22 protein-coding genes are annotated in these 22091 nt (G+C 37.4%); 17 read left to right on the top strand and 5 right to left on the bottom strand.

Going from position 1 to position 22091, the window contains the following annotated elements:
* Positions 1-139: 139 nt before the first annotated feature.
* On the bottom strand, positions 140-727 hold the full coding sequence (locus MKY94_RS13585) for a hypothetical protein (protein ID WP_191696763.1): 588 nt from the start codon (positions 725-727) through the stop codon (positions 140-142).
* Between the two features lie 128 nt (positions 728-855).
* Between MKY94_RS13585 and rarD the strand changes: the two genes are divergently transcribed.
* Positions 856-1794, top strand: coding sequence for an EamA family transporter RarD (gene rarD / locus MKY94_RS13580; RefSeq protein WP_342577210.1), 939 nt, complete (start codon positions 856-858; stop codon positions 1792-1794).
* 7 nt (positions 1795-1801) lie between these two features.
* Here rarD and MKY94_RS13575 read toward each other — a convergent pair whose 3' ends face one another.
* A complete protein-coding gene (locus tag MKY94_RS13575) occupies positions 1802-2602 on the bottom strand; it encodes an NAD kinase (protein WP_342577209.1) in 801 nt (266 codons plus the stop codon).
* Positions 2603-2757: 155 nt separating this feature from the next.
* Here MKY94_RS13575 and sppA point away from each other — a divergent pair, with 155 nt between their 5' ends.
* The 5 genes from sppA (at position 2758) to MKY94_RS13550 (ending at position 7165) form a co-directional block, all read left to right on the top strand.
* Complete coding sequence (sppA, locus tag MKY94_RS13570; protein WP_144535369.1) at positions 2758-3771, top strand: signal peptide peptidase SppA; 1014 nt, start codon at positions 2758-2760, stop codon at positions 3769-3771.
* Between the two features lie 12 nt (positions 3772-3783).
* Entirely contained in the window at positions 3784-4368 is a 585-nt protein-coding gene (locus tag MKY94_RS13565; protein ID WP_151113545.1) for an RDD family protein, read from the top strand.
* A 34-nt stretch (positions 4369-4402) separates the two neighbouring features.
* Positions 4403-4906, top strand: a complete 504-nt coding sequence (gene tpx, locus MKY94_RS13560) for a thiol peroxidase (RefSeq protein ID WP_144535373.1) — start codon at positions 4403-4405, stop codon at positions 4904-4906.
* 73 nt (positions 4907-4979) lie between these two features.
* Entirely contained in the window at positions 4980-5909 is a 930-nt protein-coding gene (locus MKY94_RS13555) for a class I SAM-dependent methyltransferase (RefSeq protein WP_151113547.1), read from the top strand.
* Positions 5910-5974: 65 nt separating this feature from the next.
* On the top strand, positions 5975-7165 hold the full coding sequence (locus MKY94_RS13550) for an acetate kinase (RefSeq protein ID WP_151113549.1): 1191 nt from the start codon (positions 5975-5977) through the stop codon (positions 7163-7165).
* A 272-nt stretch (positions 7166-7437) separates the two neighbouring features.
* Here the strand turns inward: MKY94_RS13550 and MKY94_RS13545 are convergent, their stop codons facing one another.
* A complete protein-coding gene (locus MKY94_RS13545; RefSeq protein ID WP_144535378.1) occupies positions 7438-7890 on the bottom strand; it encodes a universal stress protein in 453 nt (150 codons plus the stop codon).
* A gap of 199 nt (positions 7891-8089) precedes the next feature.
* Here MKY94_RS13545 and ald point away from each other — a divergent pair, with 199 nt between their 5' ends.
* From ald to MKY94_RS13530, 3 genes are all read left to right on the top strand, one after another.
* Positions 8090-9205, top strand: a complete 1116-nt coding sequence (ald, locus tag MKY94_RS13540) for an alanine dehydrogenase (protein WP_144535380.1) — start codon at positions 8090-8092, stop codon at positions 9203-9205.
* Positions 9206-9275: 70 nt separating this feature from the next.
* Positions 9276-9632 carry a fluoride efflux transporter CrcB gene (gene crcB / locus MKY94_RS13535; RefSeq protein WP_144535382.1) on the top strand — a complete coding sequence of 119 codons (357 nt, stop codon included), beginning with the start codon at positions 9276-9278 and terminating at the stop codon, positions 9630-9632.
* Complete coding sequence (locus MKY94_RS13530) at positions 9629-9982, top strand: CrcB family protein (RefSeq protein WP_191696768.1); 354 nt, start codon at positions 9629-9631, stop codon at positions 9980-9982. The genes crcB and MKY94_RS13530 overlap by 4 nt, the downstream gene beginning before the upstream one ends.
* 456 nt (positions 9983-10438) lie before the next feature.
* Here MKY94_RS13530 and MKY94_RS13525 read toward each other — a convergent pair whose 3' ends face one another.
* On the bottom strand, positions 10439-11530 hold the full coding sequence (locus MKY94_RS13525; RefSeq protein WP_154310391.1) for a Xaa-Pro peptidase family protein: 1092 nt from the start codon (positions 11528-11530) through the stop codon (positions 10439-10441).
* A gap of 114 nt (positions 11531-11644) precedes the next feature.
* On the opposite strand from MKY94_RS13525, the gene MKY94_RS13520 reads away from it, so the two are divergent.
* Together MKY94_RS13520 and MKY94_RS13515 are read left to right on the top strand one after the other, a co-directional pair.
* Positions 11645-12328, top strand: a complete 684-nt coding sequence (locus MKY94_RS13520) for a metal-dependent hydrolase (protein WP_191696769.1) — start codon at positions 11645-11647, stop codon at positions 12326-12328.
* Between the two features lie 61 nt (positions 12329-12389).
* On the top strand, positions 12390-13697 hold the full coding sequence (locus tag MKY94_RS13515) for a DRTGG domain-containing protein (RefSeq protein ID WP_144535390.1): 1308 nt from the start codon (positions 12390-12392) through the stop codon (positions 13695-13697).
* Between the two features lie 59 nt (positions 13698-13756).
* Here the strand turns inward: MKY94_RS13515 and MKY94_RS13510 are convergent, their stop codons facing one another.
* The gene (locus MKY94_RS13510; RefSeq protein WP_144535392.1) at positions 13757-14065 is read right to left on the bottom strand and encodes a YtpI family protein; all 309 of its coding nucleotides are present in this window, start codon (positions 14063-14065) and stop codon (positions 13757-13759) included.
* Between the two features lie 92 nt (positions 14066-14157).
* Between MKY94_RS13510 and MKY94_RS13505 the strand changes: the two genes are divergently transcribed.
* The 6 genes from MKY94_RS13505 to pfkA all read left to right on the top strand — a co-directional run bounded on the left by MKY94_RS13505 (position 14158) and on the right by pfkA (position 22054).
* Positions 14158-15090 carry a bifunctional oligoribonuclease/PAP phosphatase NrnA gene (locus tag MKY94_RS13505; RefSeq protein ID WP_342577207.1) on the top strand — a complete coding sequence of 311 codons (933 nt, stop codon included), beginning with the start codon at positions 14158-14160 and terminating at the stop codon, positions 15088-15090.
* A gap of 10 nt (positions 15091-15100) precedes the next feature.
* Entirely contained in the window at positions 15101-18154 is a 3054-nt protein-coding gene (gene dnaE / locus MKY94_RS13500) for a DNA polymerase III subunit alpha (RefSeq protein ID WP_342577206.1), read from the top strand.
* Positions 18155-18550: 396 nt separating this feature from the next.
* Positions 18551-19195 (top strand): GntR family transcriptional regulator, encoded by a 645-nt coding sequence (locus tag MKY94_RS13495; RefSeq protein ID WP_154310399.1) that lies wholly within the window; start codon positions 18551-18553, stop codon positions 19193-19195.
* Entirely contained in the window at positions 19196-20068 is an 873-nt protein-coding gene (gene accD, locus MKY94_RS13490) for an acetyl-CoA carboxylase, carboxyltransferase subunit beta (RefSeq protein WP_144535400.1), read from the top strand.
* Positions 20062-21027, top strand: coding sequence for an acetyl-CoA carboxylase carboxyl transferase subunit alpha (accA, locus tag MKY94_RS13485; RefSeq protein WP_144535402.1), 966 nt, complete (start codon positions 20062-20064; stop codon positions 21025-21027). Before accD ends, accA begins: the two co-directional genes overlap by 7 nt.
* A 67-nt stretch (positions 21028-21094) precedes the next feature.
* Positions 21095-22054 (top strand): 6-phosphofructokinase, encoded by a 960-nt coding sequence (gene pfkA / locus MKY94_RS13480; RefSeq protein ID WP_144535403.1) that lies wholly within the window; start codon positions 21095-21097, stop codon positions 22052-22054.
* The last annotated feature ends 37 nt before the right edge of the window (positions 22055-22091 follow it).

The following is a 22091-nucleotide window of genomic DNA, read 5'->3' as shown; positions in this document are numbered from 1 at the left end:
ACTTAGTTACTGCTAGGACTGTAAACAGCATGGATATTCTATGCTTGTTTACAGTTCCCCTAGTATGGATCAAGGCTATATAGGTCTATATAATTGCTATCAGCTAAAGGCTAAATAACTCCACATAACTAATCACATGTTAATCCTCCCAATAAAAAATTGCATCCATTATCAAATAGTCCCTAGGTTTACGATAAATCGTTGGAATTTTGGCCTGAAAAGGCAAAGGTTTATTTATATTTTCTGCTTCCAAAAGTGTATAATCGTACTTACTTAATACGGCTTTCAATTTCCTTACCATTGGACTAAATTTTTCACTAGTTTTTAATTGATTAGGATGCTCTAACATGCTATAACTGCCCCCAACGACTTCGTTTGTTATGATATGGATTGTCTTATCTCTTTCATCTTCTCCTAATATTGCCACAGGGGCTAAGCGACATATATTGATAACAACTCCTTCTATCCTTTCTGTTTTATGCTCTTTATTTTCTTTTATAACTATAATATCTTCCTTTCGAAAACAAAATAATTCCACAAATGAGGCAAATCCGCTACCAAAATGATCCCACTCTGCCACACAAGTTAAGTTGGGAATACGATTTATTTGATAAAATAGTCGTCGAATATGGGCTTCGATTTCAAGATGATCATTTGTATTATATGGAAAGCTATTGCCTATTACTTTACCTGCAATTAAATATTTTAATTGTTTTTCAGTAAACATAAACATTCTCCTAGGTAATTTCACATTATATGATTGCCTTCAAGGTAACCCTTGTTTATTTCGCTTATCAACTACTCTGCGTATTTACTTTAGTTAGATAAAGAACTATAATAATGCTATTATTTCGTGTGCCAAAGTATGTAAAGAAGGTGTTTGTTTTGAGTGCAGAAGAAAAGCAAGGAATTATTGTAGTTGTGCTGGCATATGCTTGGTGGGGATTTATGCCAATCTATTGGAAGCTGTTGGACCATGTTGCTAGTGGTGAAATATTATCTGGACGAGTTATATGGTCATTCGTCTTCACATTGATAGTAGTCCTACTTGGTCGAAGGTTTTCTGTTTTAATAGAAGACCTAAAAAATTTATGGAAGGACAAAAAGTCTTTTTGGAGTCTTGTTTTAGCCTCATATTTAGTCACAGGAAATTGGTTTTTGTACATATTTGCAGTAAACGAGGGCTATATAGTGCAAGCGAGTCTCGGATATTACATCAATCCATTACTATCCGTATTGCTTGGCATTGTCTTTTTGAAGGAAAAGCTTTCTTGGGCACAAAAGTTATCCGTCCTAATAGCAGCGACAGGTGTGCTTTTACTTACTATTTCCTATGGTGAAATACCATGGATCGCCATGTTATTAGCAAGTACATTTGCATTTTACGGGCTGATTAAGAAAAGAATCACCATTGATCCGTTAAGAGGGCTGACTATTGAGACATTATTTGTGCTTCCAGTTGCATTAGCTTACTTTAGTTACATGGTTGTAGCAGATCAAGCGGTATTTTTCTCGAGCGATTTTACGACAACCATACTTCTAGTATTTACGGGTGTAGCTACTGCAGTTCCACTTGTCCTATTTGCAAAAGGTACAAAAACAATGCCTCTTTATATGTCAGGATTTATTCAGTACATTGCGCCAACTCTGATGTTACTTATAGGTATTTTTGTATATGGTGAAAAATTTAGTAAAATAGAGTTCATCTCTTTTTCTTTCATTTGGGTTGCGCTTTTATTATTTACTTTTTCAAAAATTCTAGAATTAAGAAGAAAGAAAATGCTAATAGTATAAGTGTGATTTATAGAAAAGAACGTTTTACCTTATCCCAATAGCTATTGTCTTTTAGCTTAACAGTTTTCACTACTCTATCGCTCAAGGAAAGGGTAACAGTGTCCACATGCTGAATGCTTAGTGCCTCATTGTCTGTGCTCATGGATGGATAGTCGTTCCAATCCTGCTGCAAGCGAAGCTCTAGAGTTCTTTCGCCACTTAATACAAAAGGTGAACCTAGTGTTCGATATTCATTGCTATTCATAGATGCAATTTCAGCAACCTGAATGCATTGAAGGAGCGGATCCACTACAGCGCCGTTTAATGATTTGTTGTATGCGGAACTACCGGTTGGGGTAGAAATGACCATCCCGTCTCCTCGAAAGGTTTCAAAATGCTTTTGATCAATAAAAATATCTAATACAAAAGATTTGATGACATTGGAACGAATAGTAAATTCATTTAGACAAAAGAACTTTGGGTTCTTATTTACAGAGACCTCTAAAATAGGATATTTGCGAACTTCAATTTTATCTTTTTGTACAGCATCTGCCATCTTTTCTATGTCATCTGCGAAAAAATCGCAATACATGTTTAAAGAATCAGTTATAGAGATTCCTGCGTAAAGAGTGTCCTGACGAAACCCGGTTTTTCTAACTGCCTGTAAAAAAGTAGCGTCAGAACCGATGCTAACAATAATAGAAGCTTCTTCAAAATTATCAACAGCTTTAAATCCATGCTGATGAATAACTTTTTGCAACAATTCTTTTCGTCGTAGTGAGTCTGTGTCATTTTTAGTGTATAAGTAGATATTATTTCTGGAAGTCATATGCATGCTCCTTTTTTATGCTAATACTTTAATGTACGAAATCTATTATTTAAAATTGTACTTTTAGTCTATGTACTTTTATTTTATCATTTAGTGAAACATTTAGACATTTATAACGTATGTAAAAGGGATAGAAAAAGGAGGAAAATAGAAATATGAATACGAAACGTTGGTTGGCTATAGTCGGAGCTTCTATTTTGTTAGCCATATCTTTGGTTGTCAATACAGCTTCATCAATCTTTTCAACAAATTGGTCAACATTGATGGAAGAGGTTACTTCCACCGCAAATACAGAATTCTTTGAAACAGTTCTAGAACCAGGCAGCATAGATGAACGAGTTGCCATTTTAACAGTAGATGGAACTATTCAAGACACTGGTGGTACTACAAGCTTGTTTGGTACAGAAGGTTATAATCATCAATTTTTCCTAGAGCAATTAGATCAGGTGAGATATGATGACTCAGTAAAAGCAGTTGTTCTTCAAGTTAACTCACCTGGTGGAGGAGTTGTGGAATCTGCTCAAATCTACAAGGAAATTAGAGAAATCCAAGAGGAAACAGGAAAACCTTTTTACGTTTCAATGGGAAGTATGGCAGCCTCAGGAGGATATTACATATCTGCACCAGCCGAAAAAATATTTGTTAATAAAGAAACAATGACAGGATCCATTGGGGTTATTATGCAGAGTATTAACTATGGTGGCCTAGCTGAAAAATACGGAGTAGAATTTGTTACGATTAAATCTGGTCCTTATAAAGATATTATGAGTCCTACAAGAGACATGACAGAGGAAGAGCGTAATATGCTTCAAGAAATGCTGAATGATTCCTATGAAGATTTTGTAGATATTATAGAACAAGGTCGTAACATGACCGAGGCAGAAGTGAAAAAAGTAGCAGATGGAAGAATCTTAAATGGAAGACAGGCAGTCGAAGCTGGTCTAGCAGATGAGCTTGGTTTCTTAGAAGATGCAGTTGCCGCAGTTCAGGCAGACTATGATTTAGAGGGTGCAGAAGTATTCGAGTACGGATATTCACCTAGCTTCTCTTCGTTATTTGCGATGAAAGCACAATCATTTTTAGGAGTAGATATTGAATCTAAACTAATCGCTAAACTAATTGCGGACAATTCAGCACCAAAAATGATGTACTTATATGGAAATGAATAAGGAGGGTTCTAGATGAGTGAGTTTGTACAAAACGATGGGGAGAATGTGCAAGAAAGCCCATCGTCAACCCAACAACGAATAGTTGTACAGCAAACGGAAAGTTATGTACAAAAGGCGGCCGGTTTTTGGATTCGTTTTTGGGCTTACACCGTGGATCTGCTCGTATTATCATCCATTGGTATGTTGCTGGTCAAACCGATTTTCCGATTATTTTCAATCGACATTAACAATCCGAGCTGGTATGCACCAATTTCGATAGTAACGGCTATCATTTTTTATCTTTACTTCGTTCTTATGACTAAGTTCTTTGCTCAGACAATTGGTAAAATGATTTTTGGTATTCGAGTGATTCCCAAAAATAAAGGAAAGTTAACATGGGGGAATGTTATTTTTAGAGAGTGGATAGGTCGATTAATCTCAATTATTCCATTTAACCTTCCGTATATAGTAGCTGCGTTTACACCAAAAAAACAAGCGATTCATGATTATATTGCGGACACACTAGTTGTTCACGAGAATACGTACGATAAAAAGGAAAAAGTATCGTATAAGCAAGTTCCCGTTGCAAATGAGTTGCAAGAGACGAACGAATTCTAGTAAGATGAAAGTATTGAAAAGGAGGCTACATATTATGACACAAGTAACTTTTAAAAATAATCCTGTAACTTTAGGTGGTAAAGAGGTCGAGGTTGGAGAAAAAGCTCCGAATTTTACAGTATTAGCTAATGACTTATCCCCAGTAACTCTTGAGGATTCAGCTGGCAAAACTCGATTAATTAGTGTAGTACCTTCCCTTGATACTGGAGTTTGTTCTGCACAAACTAACAAATTTAATGAGAGTGCAGCAAGTCTAGGTGATGATGTTGTTATTTTAACAATCTCTGTAGATTTACCTTTTGCACAATCTCGTTGGTGTGGAGCAAATGCAGCTGATGCAATTCAAACATTATCTGATCACCGAGATCTTTCCTTTGGTAAAGCATTCGGAGTAGTAATGGAAGAATTACGCTTACTTGCACGGTCTGTATTCGTAGTAGACAAAAATGGTGTAGTGACTTACAAGGAGATTGTAAGTGAAGGAACGAACCATCCGGACTACGAAAAAGCTCTTGAGGCTGTAAAAGCAGCACAATAACTATTAGTCTAAAAATTATAAAAAATAAGTAAACCCACTCTTTCTCGAGTGGGTTTTCATTTGAGGGATCATCATGCAAACAAACGTAGAAAAAATCTTTTCATTTATCGATCAAGAAGCCACTTTTATAGAAGAGCAAGAATCCGCTCCTTATCTTGAAGGAATCGTCTATGCGCTTGAGCTATGGCTCGAAGAAAAGAAAAAACCTGATCTTGTAAATCCTAAAAAAGAAGAGATTCGCAAAGCAATACAACTAGGAATTTTAAAAGGGATGAATAGATCAACACAAGTAAATCACCAAATGACACCTGACGCCATTGGATTACTTTTAAGCTATTTCGTAAAAGAAATGAATAAGGATAAAAAGGAGCTATCCTTTTTAGACCCTGCGCTAGGTACTGGAAACCTACTGTATACATTAATGAATGTTCTACCAAATTCCTCCCATGCTTTCGGAGTAGAAATTGACGAGTTGCTTATCCAGCTTGCGGCACAGGTAGGAGAGTTATTAGAGCAGGACATCCAGCTATTTAGACAGGATGCAATACGTCCATTAATGATCGATCCGGTTGATATAGTAGTAAGCGATTTACCTGTGGGTTATTATCCAGATGTGGAAACTTCCAAAGACTATTTCTTGCACACTGAGGATGAGATGCCTTATGCACATCATCTGTTCATGGAACAAGCAATGAAGCATGTAAAACCAGGTGGATACCTTTACTTCCTAGTTCCGGCAAGTATTTTTGAATCAAAACAAGCCGCACAGCTGCATAAATTTATTAAAGAAAATGGTTGGATTCAGGCAGTTATTCAACTACCAGGCTCTATTTTTAAGAACAAAGCCCAAGAAAAGAGCCTGCTCATTTTACAAAAGAAGGGTGAAAATTTACAGGCTCCACGTGAGGTATTGCTTGCTAAGGTTCCAAGTATGACGAATCGAGAAGCAATGGAACTTTTCTTTCAAAAAATTGACATATGGCAAGAACAAAATAATAGGTAAAATTTGCCCGCCCCTTTTATGCAAGGTACAATTATTGTATCAGTATAAAGAAGGGGCGTTTTCTTATGCCAAATATTTTAGCAGTGAATGCAGGTAGTTCTTCTTTAAAATTTCAATTATACAAAATGCCAGAAGAAAAAGTGATAGCAAAAGGATTAATCGAAAGAATTGGATTAGTTAACCCTGTATTTACGATGAACTTTGACGATGAGCGAATACACCTGATAGAGCAAGTAGAAAACCATGAACAGGCGGTTAAATTGCTTATTAAAATGCTGATTGATCATAAGGTGATAGATTCGTTAGAGAATATCCAAGGGATTGGTCACCGTGTAGTTCATGGTGGAGAAACGTACAGTGATTCTGTTTTAATAGACGAAGAAGTTATTCAGAATATCGAAAGACTAGCAGAATTTGCACCTTTACATAATCCTGCTAATGTTACTGGTATAAGAGAATTCCAAAAGGTATTACCGGACATTCCTGCTGTTGCAGTTTTTGACACTGCATTCCATCAAACTATGCCAGAAAGCTCTTATTTATATTCTATTCCCTATGATTACTATGAAAAATACAGTATTCGAAAATACGGCTTCCATGGAACCTCTCATAAATATGTAGCGCATCGAGCAGCGGAACTGTTAAATAGACCGTTAGAGATTACTCGTCTGATTTCATGTCACCTTGGTAATGGGGCAAGTATTGCAGCCATTCATAAGGGCAAATCCATCGATACCTCAATGGGCTTTACCCCACTAGCTGGAGTTACAATGGGGACAAGGTCTGGAAACATAGACCCGGCATTAATACCTTACTTAATGGAGAAGACCGGAAAGAGTGCAGAGGGTATTTTAGGCATTTTAAACAAGAAATCCGGGATGCTCGGCGTATCTGGCTTCTCAAGTGATTTAAGAGACATTGTTACAGAGGCGACCAAAGGTAATGATCGTGCCCAATTAGCACTAGATGTCTTTGCCAACAGAATACACAAATACATCGGATCATACGCTGCTAGAATGAATGGTGTAGACGCAATCATCTTTACAGCGGGCATTGGCGAAAATAGCGAGGTCATCCGTGAAAAAGTACTCTCAGGGCTTCAATTCATGGGAATCTACATGGACCCAGATCTAAACAAGCTACACGGCAAAGAAGGTTTTATCAACTATCCACATTCTCCTGTAAAAGTTATCGTAATTCCGACAAATGAAGAGATCATGATCGCTAAAGATGTTATGAGGATTTCTGGGATGTAAGAGTACGAGAGAACCTAAGCTAATAATGATTATTTTCTTACATGCAATCATTGCTGATATAATGGAGAATAAAGCATAATAATTGAAGAAAAAACTATTGTTGATTTCCACTGTAGGTGATGGCTTATCGCTCACCCCACGGAAAGCGAAAATCAACTTCTACTTTCTTATTTATTCCTGCTTTATTCATCCTCCACATTTTTATAACTTTTCAAAATAAAAAAAGAGAACCAAGGCATAAGCCAGAGTTCTCTTTTAATTATATTAATAGATTAAGCTTGCACTTCATCAGTACGAACAACAAGAACATCACAAGTAGAAGAACGAACAATATATTCAGACACACTACCAATTAAGAATCGCTCCATTGCATTTAGACCAGTTGCTCCACAAATGATTAAATCTGCTTGTACTTTGTTTGCAAGATCTTTGGAAATCATTGTCTTTGGTGAACCGTATTCAACGATAATATTTACATTTTCAACACCTGCAGCAAGTGCCTCTTTTTTATAACCATCTAGTAAATCCTCTGCAAAATTTTGTGCTCTTTCAGCGATAGAACGGTCATAAGCTTCAATTGCAGCAAAAGATCTAGTATCAATTATATTAACAAGATTTAATGTTGCGTTATTTCTTTCAGCAATAGAAACAGATTTTTTAAATGCAAATTCAGCTTCCTTCGATCCGTCTACAGCTACTAAGATTTGATTGTATTTTAATGTCATTATAAATCCCTCCTGGGTTTGTTATACTATTATATTTCTATACTTATCCTCTTATTCCTGCTATTTTTTAATAGTTATTTAGTCTAATTTGTGAACAAAGACGGATTAAAAAAAGAAATTGATGAGCAATTTGGAATTATTAATGCTAAAATATACTTGTTTCACTAATCTATTTAATCTTGTTAAAGGGGATATAGGTATGCGTATAGGAGTTCCAAAGGAAATTAAAAACCACGAAAATCGTGTCGCAATGACACCAGCGGGAGTTGTTAGCTTAACTCTACATAACCATCAAGTGTTCATCGAAACAGGAGCAGGATTAGGTTCTAGCTTTACCGATGAAGATTATGTAGCTGCAGGAGCAACCATTGTTCAAACTGCTCAGGAAGCATGGAACCAAGAAATGGTGATGAAAGTAAAAGAACCAACTCATGACGAATTTGATTTAATTCAAGAAGAGTCAATCTTGTTCACTTATTTACATCTGGCTCCTGAAGAAGCTTTAACAAAAGTTTTGTTAGAAAAGAAAGTGACAGCAATTGCTTACGAAACAGTTCAATTACCAAACAATTCCTTACCACTTCTTTCTCCTATGAGTGAGGTTGCAGGACGTATGGCAACTCAAATTGGTGCGCAATTCTTAGAGCAAATTCATGGAGGTAAAGGGATTTTACTTGGTGGAGTTCCAGGGGTTCCACGTGCCAATGTTGCAATTATCGGTGGAGGTATTGCAGGAACAAATGCTGCACGAGTAGCAATCGGCATGGGAGCGAAAGTTACAATTATTGATTTAAATGTAGATCGTCTTCGTCAATTAGAAGATATTTTTGGAAGCAATGTTCAAACACTAATCTCTAACCCATATAATATTGGAGAGGCTGTGAAAGAAGCAGACTTAGTAGTAGGCGCCGTATTAATACCAGGTGCTAAAGCTCCGAAACTAGTAACAGAGGATATGATTAAATCTATGACTCCTGGATCGGTTGTAATTGATATTGCCATCGACCAAGGTGGAATTTTTGAAACTTCTGATAGAATAACAACTCATGACAACCCAACCTATGAGAAGCATGGCGTTGTGCATTATGCAGTTGCAAATATGCCTGGAGCTGTTCCAAGAACATCTACTATGGCATTAACGAATGCAACTGTACCTTATGCGGTGCAAATCGCAAACAAAGGGTACAAGCAAGCGTGCTTAGATAATCTAGCGCTTCAAAAAGGGATTAATACATTAGATGGTCACGTTACTTTTGCAGCAGTTGCAGAAGCACAAGGTCTGCCTTATACAGACGTTACATCACTATTAAAATAAGAATGACAAATCACCCAGCTCCTTTGAGTCTGGGTGATTTCTAACTTTTTAGGACAGAGAGGTGGAGGAAATGAACTATTTATATATTGGTGTTGCTGGGGGATTAGGGGCAATTTGCCGGTATATAATCGGTATTTATTTAGCTCCTCAATCTACTTTTCCTTTTTCCACTTTACTTGTGAATTGGATAGGTTGTTTTGTCCTGTCCTTTATTCTGTCTCGTACAGAGAGATTCTCCTTGAAATTACGTTTAGCTCTAGGGACGGGATTCCTTGGTTCTTTTACAACTTTTTCTGCTTTTAGTATGGAAACTATTCAGTTGATAGAACAAGCTCATATCCTTCTTGCTATGCTCTATTTGGCAAGTAGTATCATAGGCAGCATTCTTTTGACTAATCTCGCGTGGAAAAAAGAGGTGGACGAATGACTCTTATTTCTTTAATAGCAGTAGGGGGAGCGGGTTTCCTTGGAGCAATTATAAGATACTATACATCGGAAAAATTAAATAAGCACACTAAGATTCCACTGGGTACACTTTTCGTGAATATAATAGGTTCTTTTATGCTTGGCTTACTATGTGGACTGCATGTGGAAGGAATTTATTATTTGATGATTGGCATCGGACTATTAGGAGCACTAACAACATTTTCTACTTTAAATGTGGAGTTAATTAAATTACAGAAATATAGAAGGTTATACTATTTCTATTTTACGGCCACCTATGTCGGTGGCTTACTAGTGGCATTCATAGGATACATGCTAGGTAAAGTATTTTAACTTTGATAGAAACAATTTAATTATTATTGATTGAAGCGATAAGCGGCGACTCCTGCGGGAGGAGGGAGACAGATAAGCCATCATGTACGGCGCGTTAGCGACGGTGATGGCTTATCGCTCCCCCGCGGAAAGCGTCCGCTTAAGAGCGTAAATCAAACATCTCTCGTTCATGCTATTTCAGTAAACTGTTTTTATTCGTTTCATATACTTTCTGACCGCTTCTCTCTATATGTGATTGAAGCGATAAGCGGCGACTCCTGCGGGAGGAGGGAGACAGATAAGCCGTCATGTACGGCGCGTTAGCGACGGTGATGGCTTATCGCTCCCCCCGCGGAAAGCGTCCGCTTAGGAGCGTAAATCAAAAATCTCTCTCTATACTTTTAAAGTAAATGGTTTCTATTCGATGGTTATATGAAAAAAGAGTCTAATCCAATAGAGGATTAAACTCTTTTTTGTTTAAAGAATTTGTAATTCTTTAGGGAATTTAGTTAAGACTTCTACTCCATCCGAAGTTACGACTACATCATCTTCAATTCGAACGCCTGTAATATCTGGGTGGTAGATTCCTGGTTCAATTGTAAATACCATGCCTTCTTCTAATACCATTTCATTTACACCTGTAATTGAAGGGAATTCATGAACAGATATTCCTAAGCCATGACCTAAACGATGTGTAAAGTAATCCCCGTAACCAGCGTCTGTGATTACATCGCGAGCAGTTTTGTCTAACTCCATAGCAGTTACACCAGGCTTCACTGCATGGACAGCTGCTAGTTCTGCTTTCAGCACTGTTTCATAGATTTCTCTTTTGTCAGGAGATGGCTCACCGAATGCTACAGTTCGTGTAATATCAGAGCAGTAGCCGTTATATACAACTCCAAGGTCAAATAGGATAAAGTCACCTTTTTGGATTTTACGATCACCTGGAGTTCCATGTGGAGAAGCGGTTTTCGGACCACTTAATACCATCGTATCAAATGACATTTGAGCTGCGCCTTTTTCTTTTACAGCTAGCTCTATCGCATTTAGAATTTCTAATTCTGTTTTGCCTTCAGCAATTTCTTTACAACCCACTTCAATAGCGTAGTCGGCTAACTCTGCTGCTTTACGCATATTAATTAATTCTTCCTCAGATTTAATTACACGAAGCTCGTTAATCTTCTCGTCTAAACGATTAATCTGTAGGGATGAAAATCTTTTTGTTATTGCTTCTAATCTTTCTACAGTCATATGAGACTTTTCGATAGCAAGACTTTGAATAGACTGTCCATTGTCTTTTACTGCCGATGCTAAAATGTCCCAAGCATTTTCTGTATCCTGATGACCAATAATTTTACCTGCCCAACCAGCCGCTTTGGCATCTGGCATCTCCATTTTTGGGCAAATAATGAATGGGTCAGCATTTTTAAAAATCATTACGCCGAGTAAACGTTCGTGCGGATTGCTTCTAAATCCAGTAAAATAGAAGACGTTATCAGGAGTAGTTACAAACGCCGCATCTATATTATTAGTTTGTAGGTAAGATTGTATTTTTTCAATAGTTTTCAAATGTAGCACCTCTTTTTAGTTTATAAGATAAGGATAGCAGAATAAAGGAATTCTCGCATCTACGTTGAATGAACAATAAGTGAACCTAATACTATTTGAAGGAGAGATATCAAAATGAAAATTAGTTATCACGGACACTCAGTAGTAAAAATAAAAACAAAATCTCACACTATATTAATCGATCCCTTTATCACAGGTAATGAGATTACGGACTTGAAGGCATCAGAACAACAGGTGGATGCTATTCTTTTAACACACGGTCATGATGATCACGTGGGGGATACTGTTGAAATTGCTAAAAAGTGCAATGCGATTGTCATCGCTCCTTTTGAGCTAGCAAATTACATACAATCTAAAGGAGTAGAAGTACATCCGATGGGTATTGGCGGAGAGCGTGAATTTGAGTTTGGTAAAGTGAAATTTACACAAGCTTTTCATAGCTCTTCTACGACCACGGAGGATGGAAATATAATTTACTTAGGTATGCCTACTGGAATTATTTTCAGTGCTGAGGGAACTACTCTCTATCATGCGGGAGATACGGGTTTATTTGGTGATATGAAGCTTATAGGAGAGCGACACGATATTGATATTGCCTTTCTACCAATAGGTAGCAATTTTACAATGGGGCCAGAGGACGCTGCCTATGCGACGGAGCTAATCCAACCAAAAATAGTAGTTCCAATTCACTATAATACGTTTCCGCCTATTAAACAGGATCCAGAGTACTTTAAAGGCTTAGTTAAAAAAGTAGATGTACAAGTACTTTCAGCTGGAGAATTTGTTACACTCTCATAGGATTAGAAAATTATTAATATGTGTTACAATAAGCGTATAACTAACGTTTGGATGTGACTACATGACAACAAAACATGAGCAGATTTTAGCTTACATTGAAAACCTTCCCGTTGGTGATAAAATATCGGTTAGGCAAATTGCTAAGGATTTATCGGTAAGCGAGGGAACAGCTTATAGAGCGATAAAGGAAGCAGAAAATAGAAGAATAGTTAGTACCATTGAACGAGTTGGTACGATTCGTATAGAGCTTAAGAAAAAGGAACATTTTGAACGTCTGACTTTTGCTGAGGTTGTGAATATAGTCGATGGACAGGTGCTTGGTGGAAAAGCAGGATTATATAAAACGTTGAACAAATTTGTAATTGGCGCAATGCAGCTAGAGGATATGATGCGTTATGTAGAGCCTAGCAATTTATTGATTGTTGGTAATCGTTTGAAGGTGCATGAAACTGCTTTAAAAGCAGGAGCTGCAGTACTAATCACAGGGGGCTTTGATGTTCTAGACCACACAAAAAAGTTGGCTGATGAACTAGAGCTACCGGTGATTTCTACTAGCTATGATACCTTTACAGTAGCAACTATGATAAATCGTGCTATTGACGACCAGTTGATTAAAAAAGATGTTCTGCTTATAGAGGATATATATGTTCCTTTAGAAGATACCTATTATTTATATGCAACCGACCAGGTGAAGCAATACCGAGACTTAAATAATATAACAACTCATGGCGGATTCCCGGTAGTAGATAGAGCTAATAAGCTTGTCGGAATTGTTACGGCTAGAGATGTCATAGGGAAAAATAGCAATGAGATAATTGAAAAGGTAATGACGAAGAATCCTATTTCGATAACTATGAAAACAAGTGTAGCCTCTGCCAGTCATCGGATGATATGGGAGGGCATTGACCTGCTGCCGGTAGTTAAGGATAGCAATTACTTAGTAGGTGTCATTAGTAGACAGGATGTTTTAAAGGCATTACAAGCAGCTTCTAGACAACCTCAAAACGGTGAAACGATTGACGATATAGTAAAACAACAGATTAAAGTAGTTTCATCAGAAGAATTTATATTTGAATTTGTCGTTACTCCTCAAATGACCGATCATTATGGAGCGATGTCTTATGGAGCCTTTACTATTCTTTTAACGGAGACAGGAGCTCAAACGTTGAAAATCCGAAAACGTGGAGAATCCGTTGTAGAAAATATGACAATCTATTTTACAAAACCAATACAATTAGAAAGTATACTTCGTATACAAGCAAGGCTATTAGAAATGAGCAGAAAAGTAGCAAAAATGGATATCGAAGTTTTCAATGACAAGCAGTTAGTTGGGAAGGCAATGGTCACTTATCAATTACTAGAGAGATAGCATTTGTTAACTAGCTTTTACTAGTAAAGGACAAAAAAATGATGCGGCATAATGCCGCATCATTGATTTAGATTAAGTTCTTCTTGGACAAACTGACCATAGTGTTTGGCTGCTTTATAATTATGGTACATAAAATAACCGCCGATTAATATAAATAGTATCGAAACCACATAAGTGATGGCTGATTGATAAATCACTAAAAAGTTAATACCAAAAAATAAAATAAAAGCTCCAAGACAAACGGAAGCTTTCGCAGTATACCATTTTTTGCGAATCGGAAGTGTTGCGCGAAGCTGTTTTGTTTTAAAATAAAAATACCATACAAAAGAGACTATTATACCTAACACTAATATACCGTTTATAAACATAATGTACCTCCAATAAAAGTAATGCTACTTTTATTGTATAGGTAAATTTAAAAAAAGGCGAATAGTAGTTACGTCTCTACGGAGGAAAAATAATGAAAAGACAAATCATCGACACAATCGAAAGCTATGACAAAATTATTATACATCGTCATGTTAGACCCGATCCGGATGCATATGGCTCTCAAATTGGTTTAAAGGAACTTATCGCATTAAATTATCCAGACAAAAAAGTTTGGGCAACGGGTACTCATGAAAGTACTTTAGATTTTCTAGCAAAACCAGATTCTGTTTCAGACGAGGATTTTAAGGATGCACTAGTTATTGTGACCGATACTGCAAATACAGAGAGAATCGATGATAGCCGTTATAAACTAGGTAGTTTTTTAATCAAGATAGACCATCATCCTAACGAGGATGCTTATGGAGACCTATTATGGGTAAACACAGAGGCTAGCTCTGTAAGTGAAATGATCTGTGAGCTTTATGAAGAAGCGAAGGAATATAAGGGTTGGGAGTTAGATGCTTCTATTGCTCGATTGTTATACGCAGGTATTGTAGGCGATACTGGTCGATTTATGTTCCAGAGCACTACCGAGCAAACAATGTTTTATGCTGGTAAGCTTCTGTCTTATGGGTTTGACCGAACTACTTTGTTCAATGAAATGTATGAGGTAGAGAGTAACATGCTTCAGCTAAAAGGTTATATCTATGCCAATTTCGAAATGGAAAATGGTGTAGGGCATATAAAACTTACAAAAGAGTTGCTGAATAAATATCAAGTAGCAGAATCTGAGGCTTCCTTATTGGTAAGTGCCTTGTCAGACGTGAAAGGTATGAAATGCTGGGTATTTTTCATCGAGGACGAGAAGGAAATTCGGGTACGATTACGTTCCAAGGGACCGATTATCAATGAAGTAGCGAAGAAGTATGGTGGAGGAGGACATCCTTTAGCCGCGGGTGCTACCGCTTATTCATGGGAAGAAGCAGATCGGGTAATAGAAGATTTAAAAAAAGCTGTAAATTGAGGTGGTTTGAATGCAAACAGTATATCCCCAAATTGTAACATCAGCGGATATGCTGAAAAGTACAATTCAATTGGAGCAGCTCGTTGAAAAGCTGAAAAAGAATAATACAAAGGTAGCAGCCATTACAAACAGCAAGTTGTATGGTGTGTTGCCTTTTTGGCATACGCTCATAAAAAATCAAATCCAACCCGTTATCGGTCTAACTTTAAAAGTCCAGTTAGACTACAGTCCGGTATCAATAGTTCTATATGCGGAAAATAACAAAGGTTATGAGAATATCTTGAAAATTTCAAGTGGTATGGAAACAAGAGAGCTAGATTTACTTCCAAAAAAGTGGCTTCATGCCTATAAAGAAGGAATCATAGCCGTTTATAAAGCAGATTTGTTATTTTCCAAGGATTCTCTTGAGGAACTGAAATCTATATTTACTCCAACCTATTTGTTTGTTGGCGTAGAACGACCGAGCGGCATTGAAACAGAGGAAGAGAAAGCGATTAGAAAAACCTGTGGAGAGGAAAATATTAAGCTTACTGCTTATCATGAATGTCGCTATGTTGAGAAGGATGATGCCTTTGCCTTTGAAGTTTTAAATGCGATGGATCAGTCCGTAAAAATGTCTGATTTTCAAAGGAAAAAACCTCAGCCTGATTCTCATTTGCTTTCCCATGAGGAGTGGCAGGAATGGTTTACAGACGTGCCTGAATGGCTGTCGAACACAAAATTAATGCTAGAGCGATGTATGGTTGTTTTTGATAAAAAGAAGCATATAATGCCGAAGTATCCATTGCCGGCTGAGATTACAGCTAAGGATTACTTAACTCTCCAATGTGAGGAGGGACTGAAAGCTCGTATTCCTCATTACACCCATGACTACACAGAAAGACTACACTATGAGTTAGACGTCATTAGTCAAATGCAATATGAGGATTATTTCTTAATAGTTCAAGATTTTATGAAATTTGCAAGGCAGTCAAATATTCTAACCGGACCGGGAAGGGGTTCCTCCGCCAGCTCTCTTGTAGCTTACACATTGTATATTACGGATGTAGATCCTCTTCCATATGGACTTCTATTTGAACGCTTTTTAAACCCAGAACGTATTACTATGCCTGATATTGACATTGACTTTGCTGACTCGAAAAGAATGGACGTTGTTCGCTATGTAGCAGAAAAGTATGGTCAAAACTATGTTTCTCAAATTATTACATTTGGTACGTTATCCGCCAAAGCAGCTGCTCGTGAAGTAGCGAGAGTGTTTGGCTTTGAATCCAGTACATTAGAGGCAATCTCCTCGTTTATCCCTTCAAAGCTAGGAATCACCTTAAAAGAGGCTTATGATCAATCATCAAAATTACGTGAGTTCATCCAAACAGAAAATATACGAAAAAAATGGTTTGATGTTGCATTGAAATTAGAAGGATTACCTAGAAATGCTTCCACGCATGCAGCTGGAGTTGTGTTGTCACCAGTTCCTCTTGTGGACATTGTTCCTATACAAAAAGGGCATGAGGATATCTACCTTACTCAATGGCCAATGAAGGAAGTAGAGGAAAAGGGTCTGTTAAAAATGGACTTTTTAGGTTTAAGAAATTTGACCATTATGGATCGAATCCTAAATTCCATTCATTATAAAAAACAGAGCTTTTCTTTGAAGGAAATACCGTTCAATGATGAGCAAACGTTTCGCTTATTGCAAAAAGGAGATACAACAGGAGTGTTCCAATTGGAATCGAGTGGTATGAGGAGTGCACTAAAGCAAATTAAACCAACTAGATTTGAGGATATTGTGGCAGTGAATGCCTTATACCGTCCAGGCCCAATGGAAAGTATTCCTCTGTATGCTAAGCGTAAGCTTGGGCATGTGCCAGTCACTTATGAGCACCCTGTTTTAGAGCCAATACTGAAAGAAACATATGGTATTATTGTTTATCAAGAGCAAATTATGCAGATTGCCTCTCAAATGGCAGGTTTTACATTCGGTGAAGCTGATTTGCTTCGTAGGGCAGTTAGTAAAAAAAATCGTGAAGTATTGGAAAAGGAGCGCAGCCACTTTGTTCATAAGGCAAAACAGCTTGGACATCAAGAGCAGGCTGCCACCTCTGTTTATGATTTAATCGTCCGTTTTGCAGATTATGGCTTTCCTAAAAGTCACGCAGTTGCTTATAGTGTAATCTCTTATCAAATGGCCTATTTAAAGGCCCACTACCCTTTAGAATTTTATGGTGCTTTATTAAGTACTGCTATAGGCAATCAGGATAAGATCAATCAGTTAGTTCTAGAAATGAAGCAAAAGCAAATTTCGGTATTACCACCATCAATTTTTAAAAGTCAATCAACCTTTACGGTGGAGCAAAATGGTATTCGTTTTGGCTTACAGGCAGTAAAGGGAATATCTTATCCTTTCACCCAAAAGCTACTACAGCAAAGACAAAGAAGATCTGCTAAGTGGGAAGATATTTTTGACTTAGCTACTGATTTATCAGCCGTTTTTTTTACACGTAAAAATATAGAGCCACTTGTGAAGGCTGGAGCATTGGATGATTTCGGAGTAGAGCGTTCCACATTATTGGCTACTATTGATGCCGCAGTAAAATATGCAGAGCTTGTCAGTCCTACTGAGGAAACAGATTTATTTGAAGGAGACTCATCACCTTTTGGCAAATCTAAATATATTAAAACGGATCCATTACCAGTAATGCTAAAGCTTCAGTTTGAGAAGGAAGTACTTGGCCAATATTTCTCAGAGCATCCTACGGTCTCCAAGAAAAAAACAAACGACAAGGTGCAGCATATATGGGATATAATGCAATCCTCTAAGGACTCCTTTGTACATGCTATTGGAATGATACAAGAAATTAGAAGAATTCGGACTAAAAAAGGAGAGGCAATGGCCTTTGTCACAATTCAGGATGACACTGGAAACATTTCAGTAACTCTTTTTCCGGAGGAATACGCTAAGTTTAATGCAATATTAAAAGAACAAGCCATCATTTTAGTGGAGGGCAAGAGAGAGAGCAGAAATAATAGAATTCAGGTTATCGCTAAAAATATTACACTCTACTAAACGAACCAACAGTCTGTATGCATTATTACAAACTATCGACAAAGATAATGAGAGTACAATCTCTCGATTATCTTTGTCTTTTCTATTTAAGGGAATCATTAGCTAGCATTTATGATTATTTTTTAATGTTACGCTACTAAACTTATGTGGAAAATTACAAAGCAGGATATGAACTTAAAAACTTGAATACTTATACGTCACAAATTAAGCAAAATTTATAAAAAAAGTTGGAATAGCTTCTAATTCAGAAAATTCCAGAAGAAATGACTTTCTTATAAAAAATAGACAGTACATTGTTACATATGCAATTTTTCCTTTACGTTTAAGAAAAATTTATGTATCCTATTATTTATAAGTGGTCAGACCACTTTGTAATTAATGGAAGAGTGATGGTGGATGGATTCAAATAATAACTCTAGAAAAATGTTTTCAGAAATTGTAAAACAGTTGAGGCAGTTAATCCACGATGAAAAAATTCCTGTAGGTGGTAAATTGCCATCTGAACGAGAATTAGCAGAAAGGCTTCAAGTTGGTAGGTCTTCAGTAAGAGAAGCATTAAGAAGCCTAGAGCTACTTGGTTTAATAGAAACGAGAAGAGGCGAAGGGACCTTTCTTTCAGATTATCGAAAGCATCAATTAGTTGAGTTGTTATCCACTTTCATCTTGCCAGAATCCAAATCAAAGGAAGATGTACACACAACTAGAGCATCGCTCGAAAAAGATGCTATCAGACAGGTCTGCCATTCGGATAAACTTCATAAGCTATTAATTTGGGATGCATTTATCGAAAAGTTACTAAAGGAAGAAGTGCTTAGGGAAGATATTATTAGAGAAATTTTAATCATTTCGAATAATCGCCTTGGCTTAAAAATATGGTTTTTATTGAAACAATACGGTGGAGAGCCTTATCGTAGCTACATGACTTTAGAAGAGAAAGGAATATGGACTCTACTGCTAGAATGTATAAAGCTAGGAGATGAGCAAAAAGGAATTTCTCTTTTTGAGGATTGGCTATTGTTACTAAACAGGGGAGATGTTTAAATGAGCATTCGAGATATATTTAGAAAGAATCAGAAAAGAAAATATGCCACGATACCATCGGAGAAGGCAAAAAATGATGTTCCAGAAGGAATAATGGTTAAATGTCCTGAGTGTAGAAAGAATGTGTTTACAAAGGACTTGATGAAAAATCTAAAAGTTTGTCCTTCCTGTGATCATCATATGAAAATGACAGCTCAAGAACGAATTGAAATTTTTCTAGATGAAGACACATTTGTATCAATGGATGACCATCTAGAAACGGTTAACCCTTTAAATTTTCCAGGCTACACAGAAAAGGTAAAATCAGATTCCAATAAGACGGGACTAAACGAGGCTGTCTTAACCGGTGTCGGAAAGCTACAAGGACAAACGATAGTTGTTGCTGTGATGGACTCTCACTTTAGAATGGGCTCTATGGGGTCAGTGGTAGGAGAAAAGATTACAAGAGCTGTTGAAAAAGCTACAGAGCTAAAAGTTCCTTTCATTATTTACACAGCAAGTGGTGGAGCAAGAATGCAGGAAGGTGTACTATCCTTAATGCAAATGGCGAAGACGTCTGTCGCTTTGCGTAGACATAGTGATCATGGATTATTATATATATCTATCTTAACTCATCCAACTACCGGGGGGGTTTCAGCGAGCTTTGCTTCAGTAGGAGATATAAACTTGGCTGAACCAAAAGCTTTGATAGGCTTTGCTGGAAGAAGAGTAATTGAACAAACAGTTAGAGAAAAGCTTCCGGAAGATTTCCAAACTGCCGAATTTTTAATGGATCATGGTCAGCTTGATGCAGTAGTCCATCGAAAGCAAATGAGAGATACAGTAGCGAATTTAGTTAATCTACACGTGCAGAAGGAGGTTATCACATGGTAAAGGTACTTCCGTTTGAGGAGCCAATTGTTCAGTTAAAAAGTAAAATCGAAGAGATTAAAGATTATACTGCGACTGCAGAGGTAGATATGTCTACTGAGATAGAAAATCTTGAAGAACGTCTTAGAAAGCTGGAAATAGAGATTTATGAGAACATGGAGCCTTGGGACAGAGTACAGGTTGCTCGTCACCCAAGCCGACCTACTACAAGTGATTATATTCAGCAAATATTTACGGATTTCATCGAGCTGCATGGTGATCGCTCATACGGTGATGATGCGGCCATTATTGGTGGCATTGCGTTATTAAATGGGAATCCCATCACAGTTATTGGACACCAACGTGGCCATGATACGAAAGAAAATATTAAAAGAAATTTTGGAATGCCCCATCCGGAAGGATATCGAAAAGCTTTACGTTTAATGAAGCAAGCGGAAAAATTTAATCGACCTATCATTTGCCTTATTGATACAAAAGGTGCCTATCCAGGCAAGGCGGCAGAAGAAAGAGGTCAAAGTGAAGCCATTGCAAGAAACTTAGTAGAAATGGCTGGTTTAAAAGTGCCGGTTATTAGCATCGTTATTGGTGAAGGTGGTAGCGGCGGAGCATTGGCTTTAGGCGTTGCGAATCATATCCATATGCTTGAAAACTCTACGTATTCAGTTATATCTCCTGAGGGAGCAGCATCAATTCTTTGGAAAGATTCTTCACTTTCCAAGCAGGCTGCAGAGGCTATGAAAATTACTGCCCCGGATTTAAAACAAATGAACATCATTGACACAATCATAAAAGAAATACATGGTGGTGCTCACAAGGATTTAGAGACACAAGCTCAGTACATGAAGGAAGCTATTATTCAATCTCTTCGAGAACTTTCGAAGCTATCTCCAACTGAATTAGTGGATGCAAGGTACAATAAATTTAAACAAATTGGTAAGTATAAAGAAAATGCGTCTAACTAGACGCATTTTTTTTGAAAGCATTTCGTGTTAAGCTTATAGTAAATATAGCTAGGTTGGAGGGATTAATGTGAAGCGTATAGGTGTATTGACAAGTGGTGGAGATGCTCCGGGCATGAATGCTGCTATTCGTGCGGTAGTAAGAAAAGCTATTTATGAAGGGGTAGAAGTTGTTGGTATTTTACATGGATACCAAGGATTGATCGAGGGGAAGATGGAAAAGCTTGATTTAGGCTCCGTAGGTGATATTATCCAACGTGGAGGAACAAAACTGTATTCTGCTAGGTGTCCAGAATTTCGTACAGAGGAAGGACAAAAAAAAGCTATTGAACAGCTAAAGGCAAATAATATCGATGGCCTTGTTATTATTGGAGGAGATGGCTCATATAGAGGTTCGATGACCTTGACTAAGAACGGTTTCCCATGTGTCGGAATTCCAGGGACAATTGATAATGATATTCCTGGCACAGATTATACATTAGGTTTTGATACTGCCCTTAACACAGTCATTGAATGTATAGATAAAATTCGAGATACCGCAACTTCTCACGATCGTACTTTTATCATTGAAGTTATGGGAAGAGATGCTGGTGATTTAGCTTTATGGGCAGGGCTTGCGGGCGGTGCAGAAACTATAATTGTGCCCGAAGTAGAGATGAAAATAGAAGAAGTAGTGGAACGTTTAGAAAGCGGAACTGCACGTGGGAAAAAACACAGTATTATCGTAGTAGCAGAAGGAGTCATGAGTGGACAAGATTTTGCTCTAAAACTTAAGGAACATGCTAATATTGAGACGAGAGTTTCTGTTCTCGGTCATATTCAACGTGGAGGTTCTCCTACGGGAAGAGACCGTGTCCTTGCGAGTTTATTTGGAGCGAAGGCCGTTGAGGTTTTAATGGCAGGTCATGGAGGACGTGCAATTGGAATCCAAAATCATCAAGTGGTAGACTATGATATGACGGAAGCATTTGAAAAGACAGAGGTATTTGATCAAAAGATGTATCAATTATCTAAAGAGTTATCTATCTGAACAGACTACATAATTTCAGCAATAGGAAGGATAAGAT

Origin of the sequence: Psychrobacillus sp. FSL K6-2843 (genome assembly GCF_038626375.1) — a bacterium.
Classification (GTDB): Bacteria; Bacillota; Bacilli; order Bacillales_A; family Planococcaceae; genus Psychrobacillus; species Psychrobacillus faecigallinarum.
The sequence above is the reverse complement of the archived record's forward strand: the minus strand, read 5'-3'. Positions and strand labels throughout refer to the sequence as shown.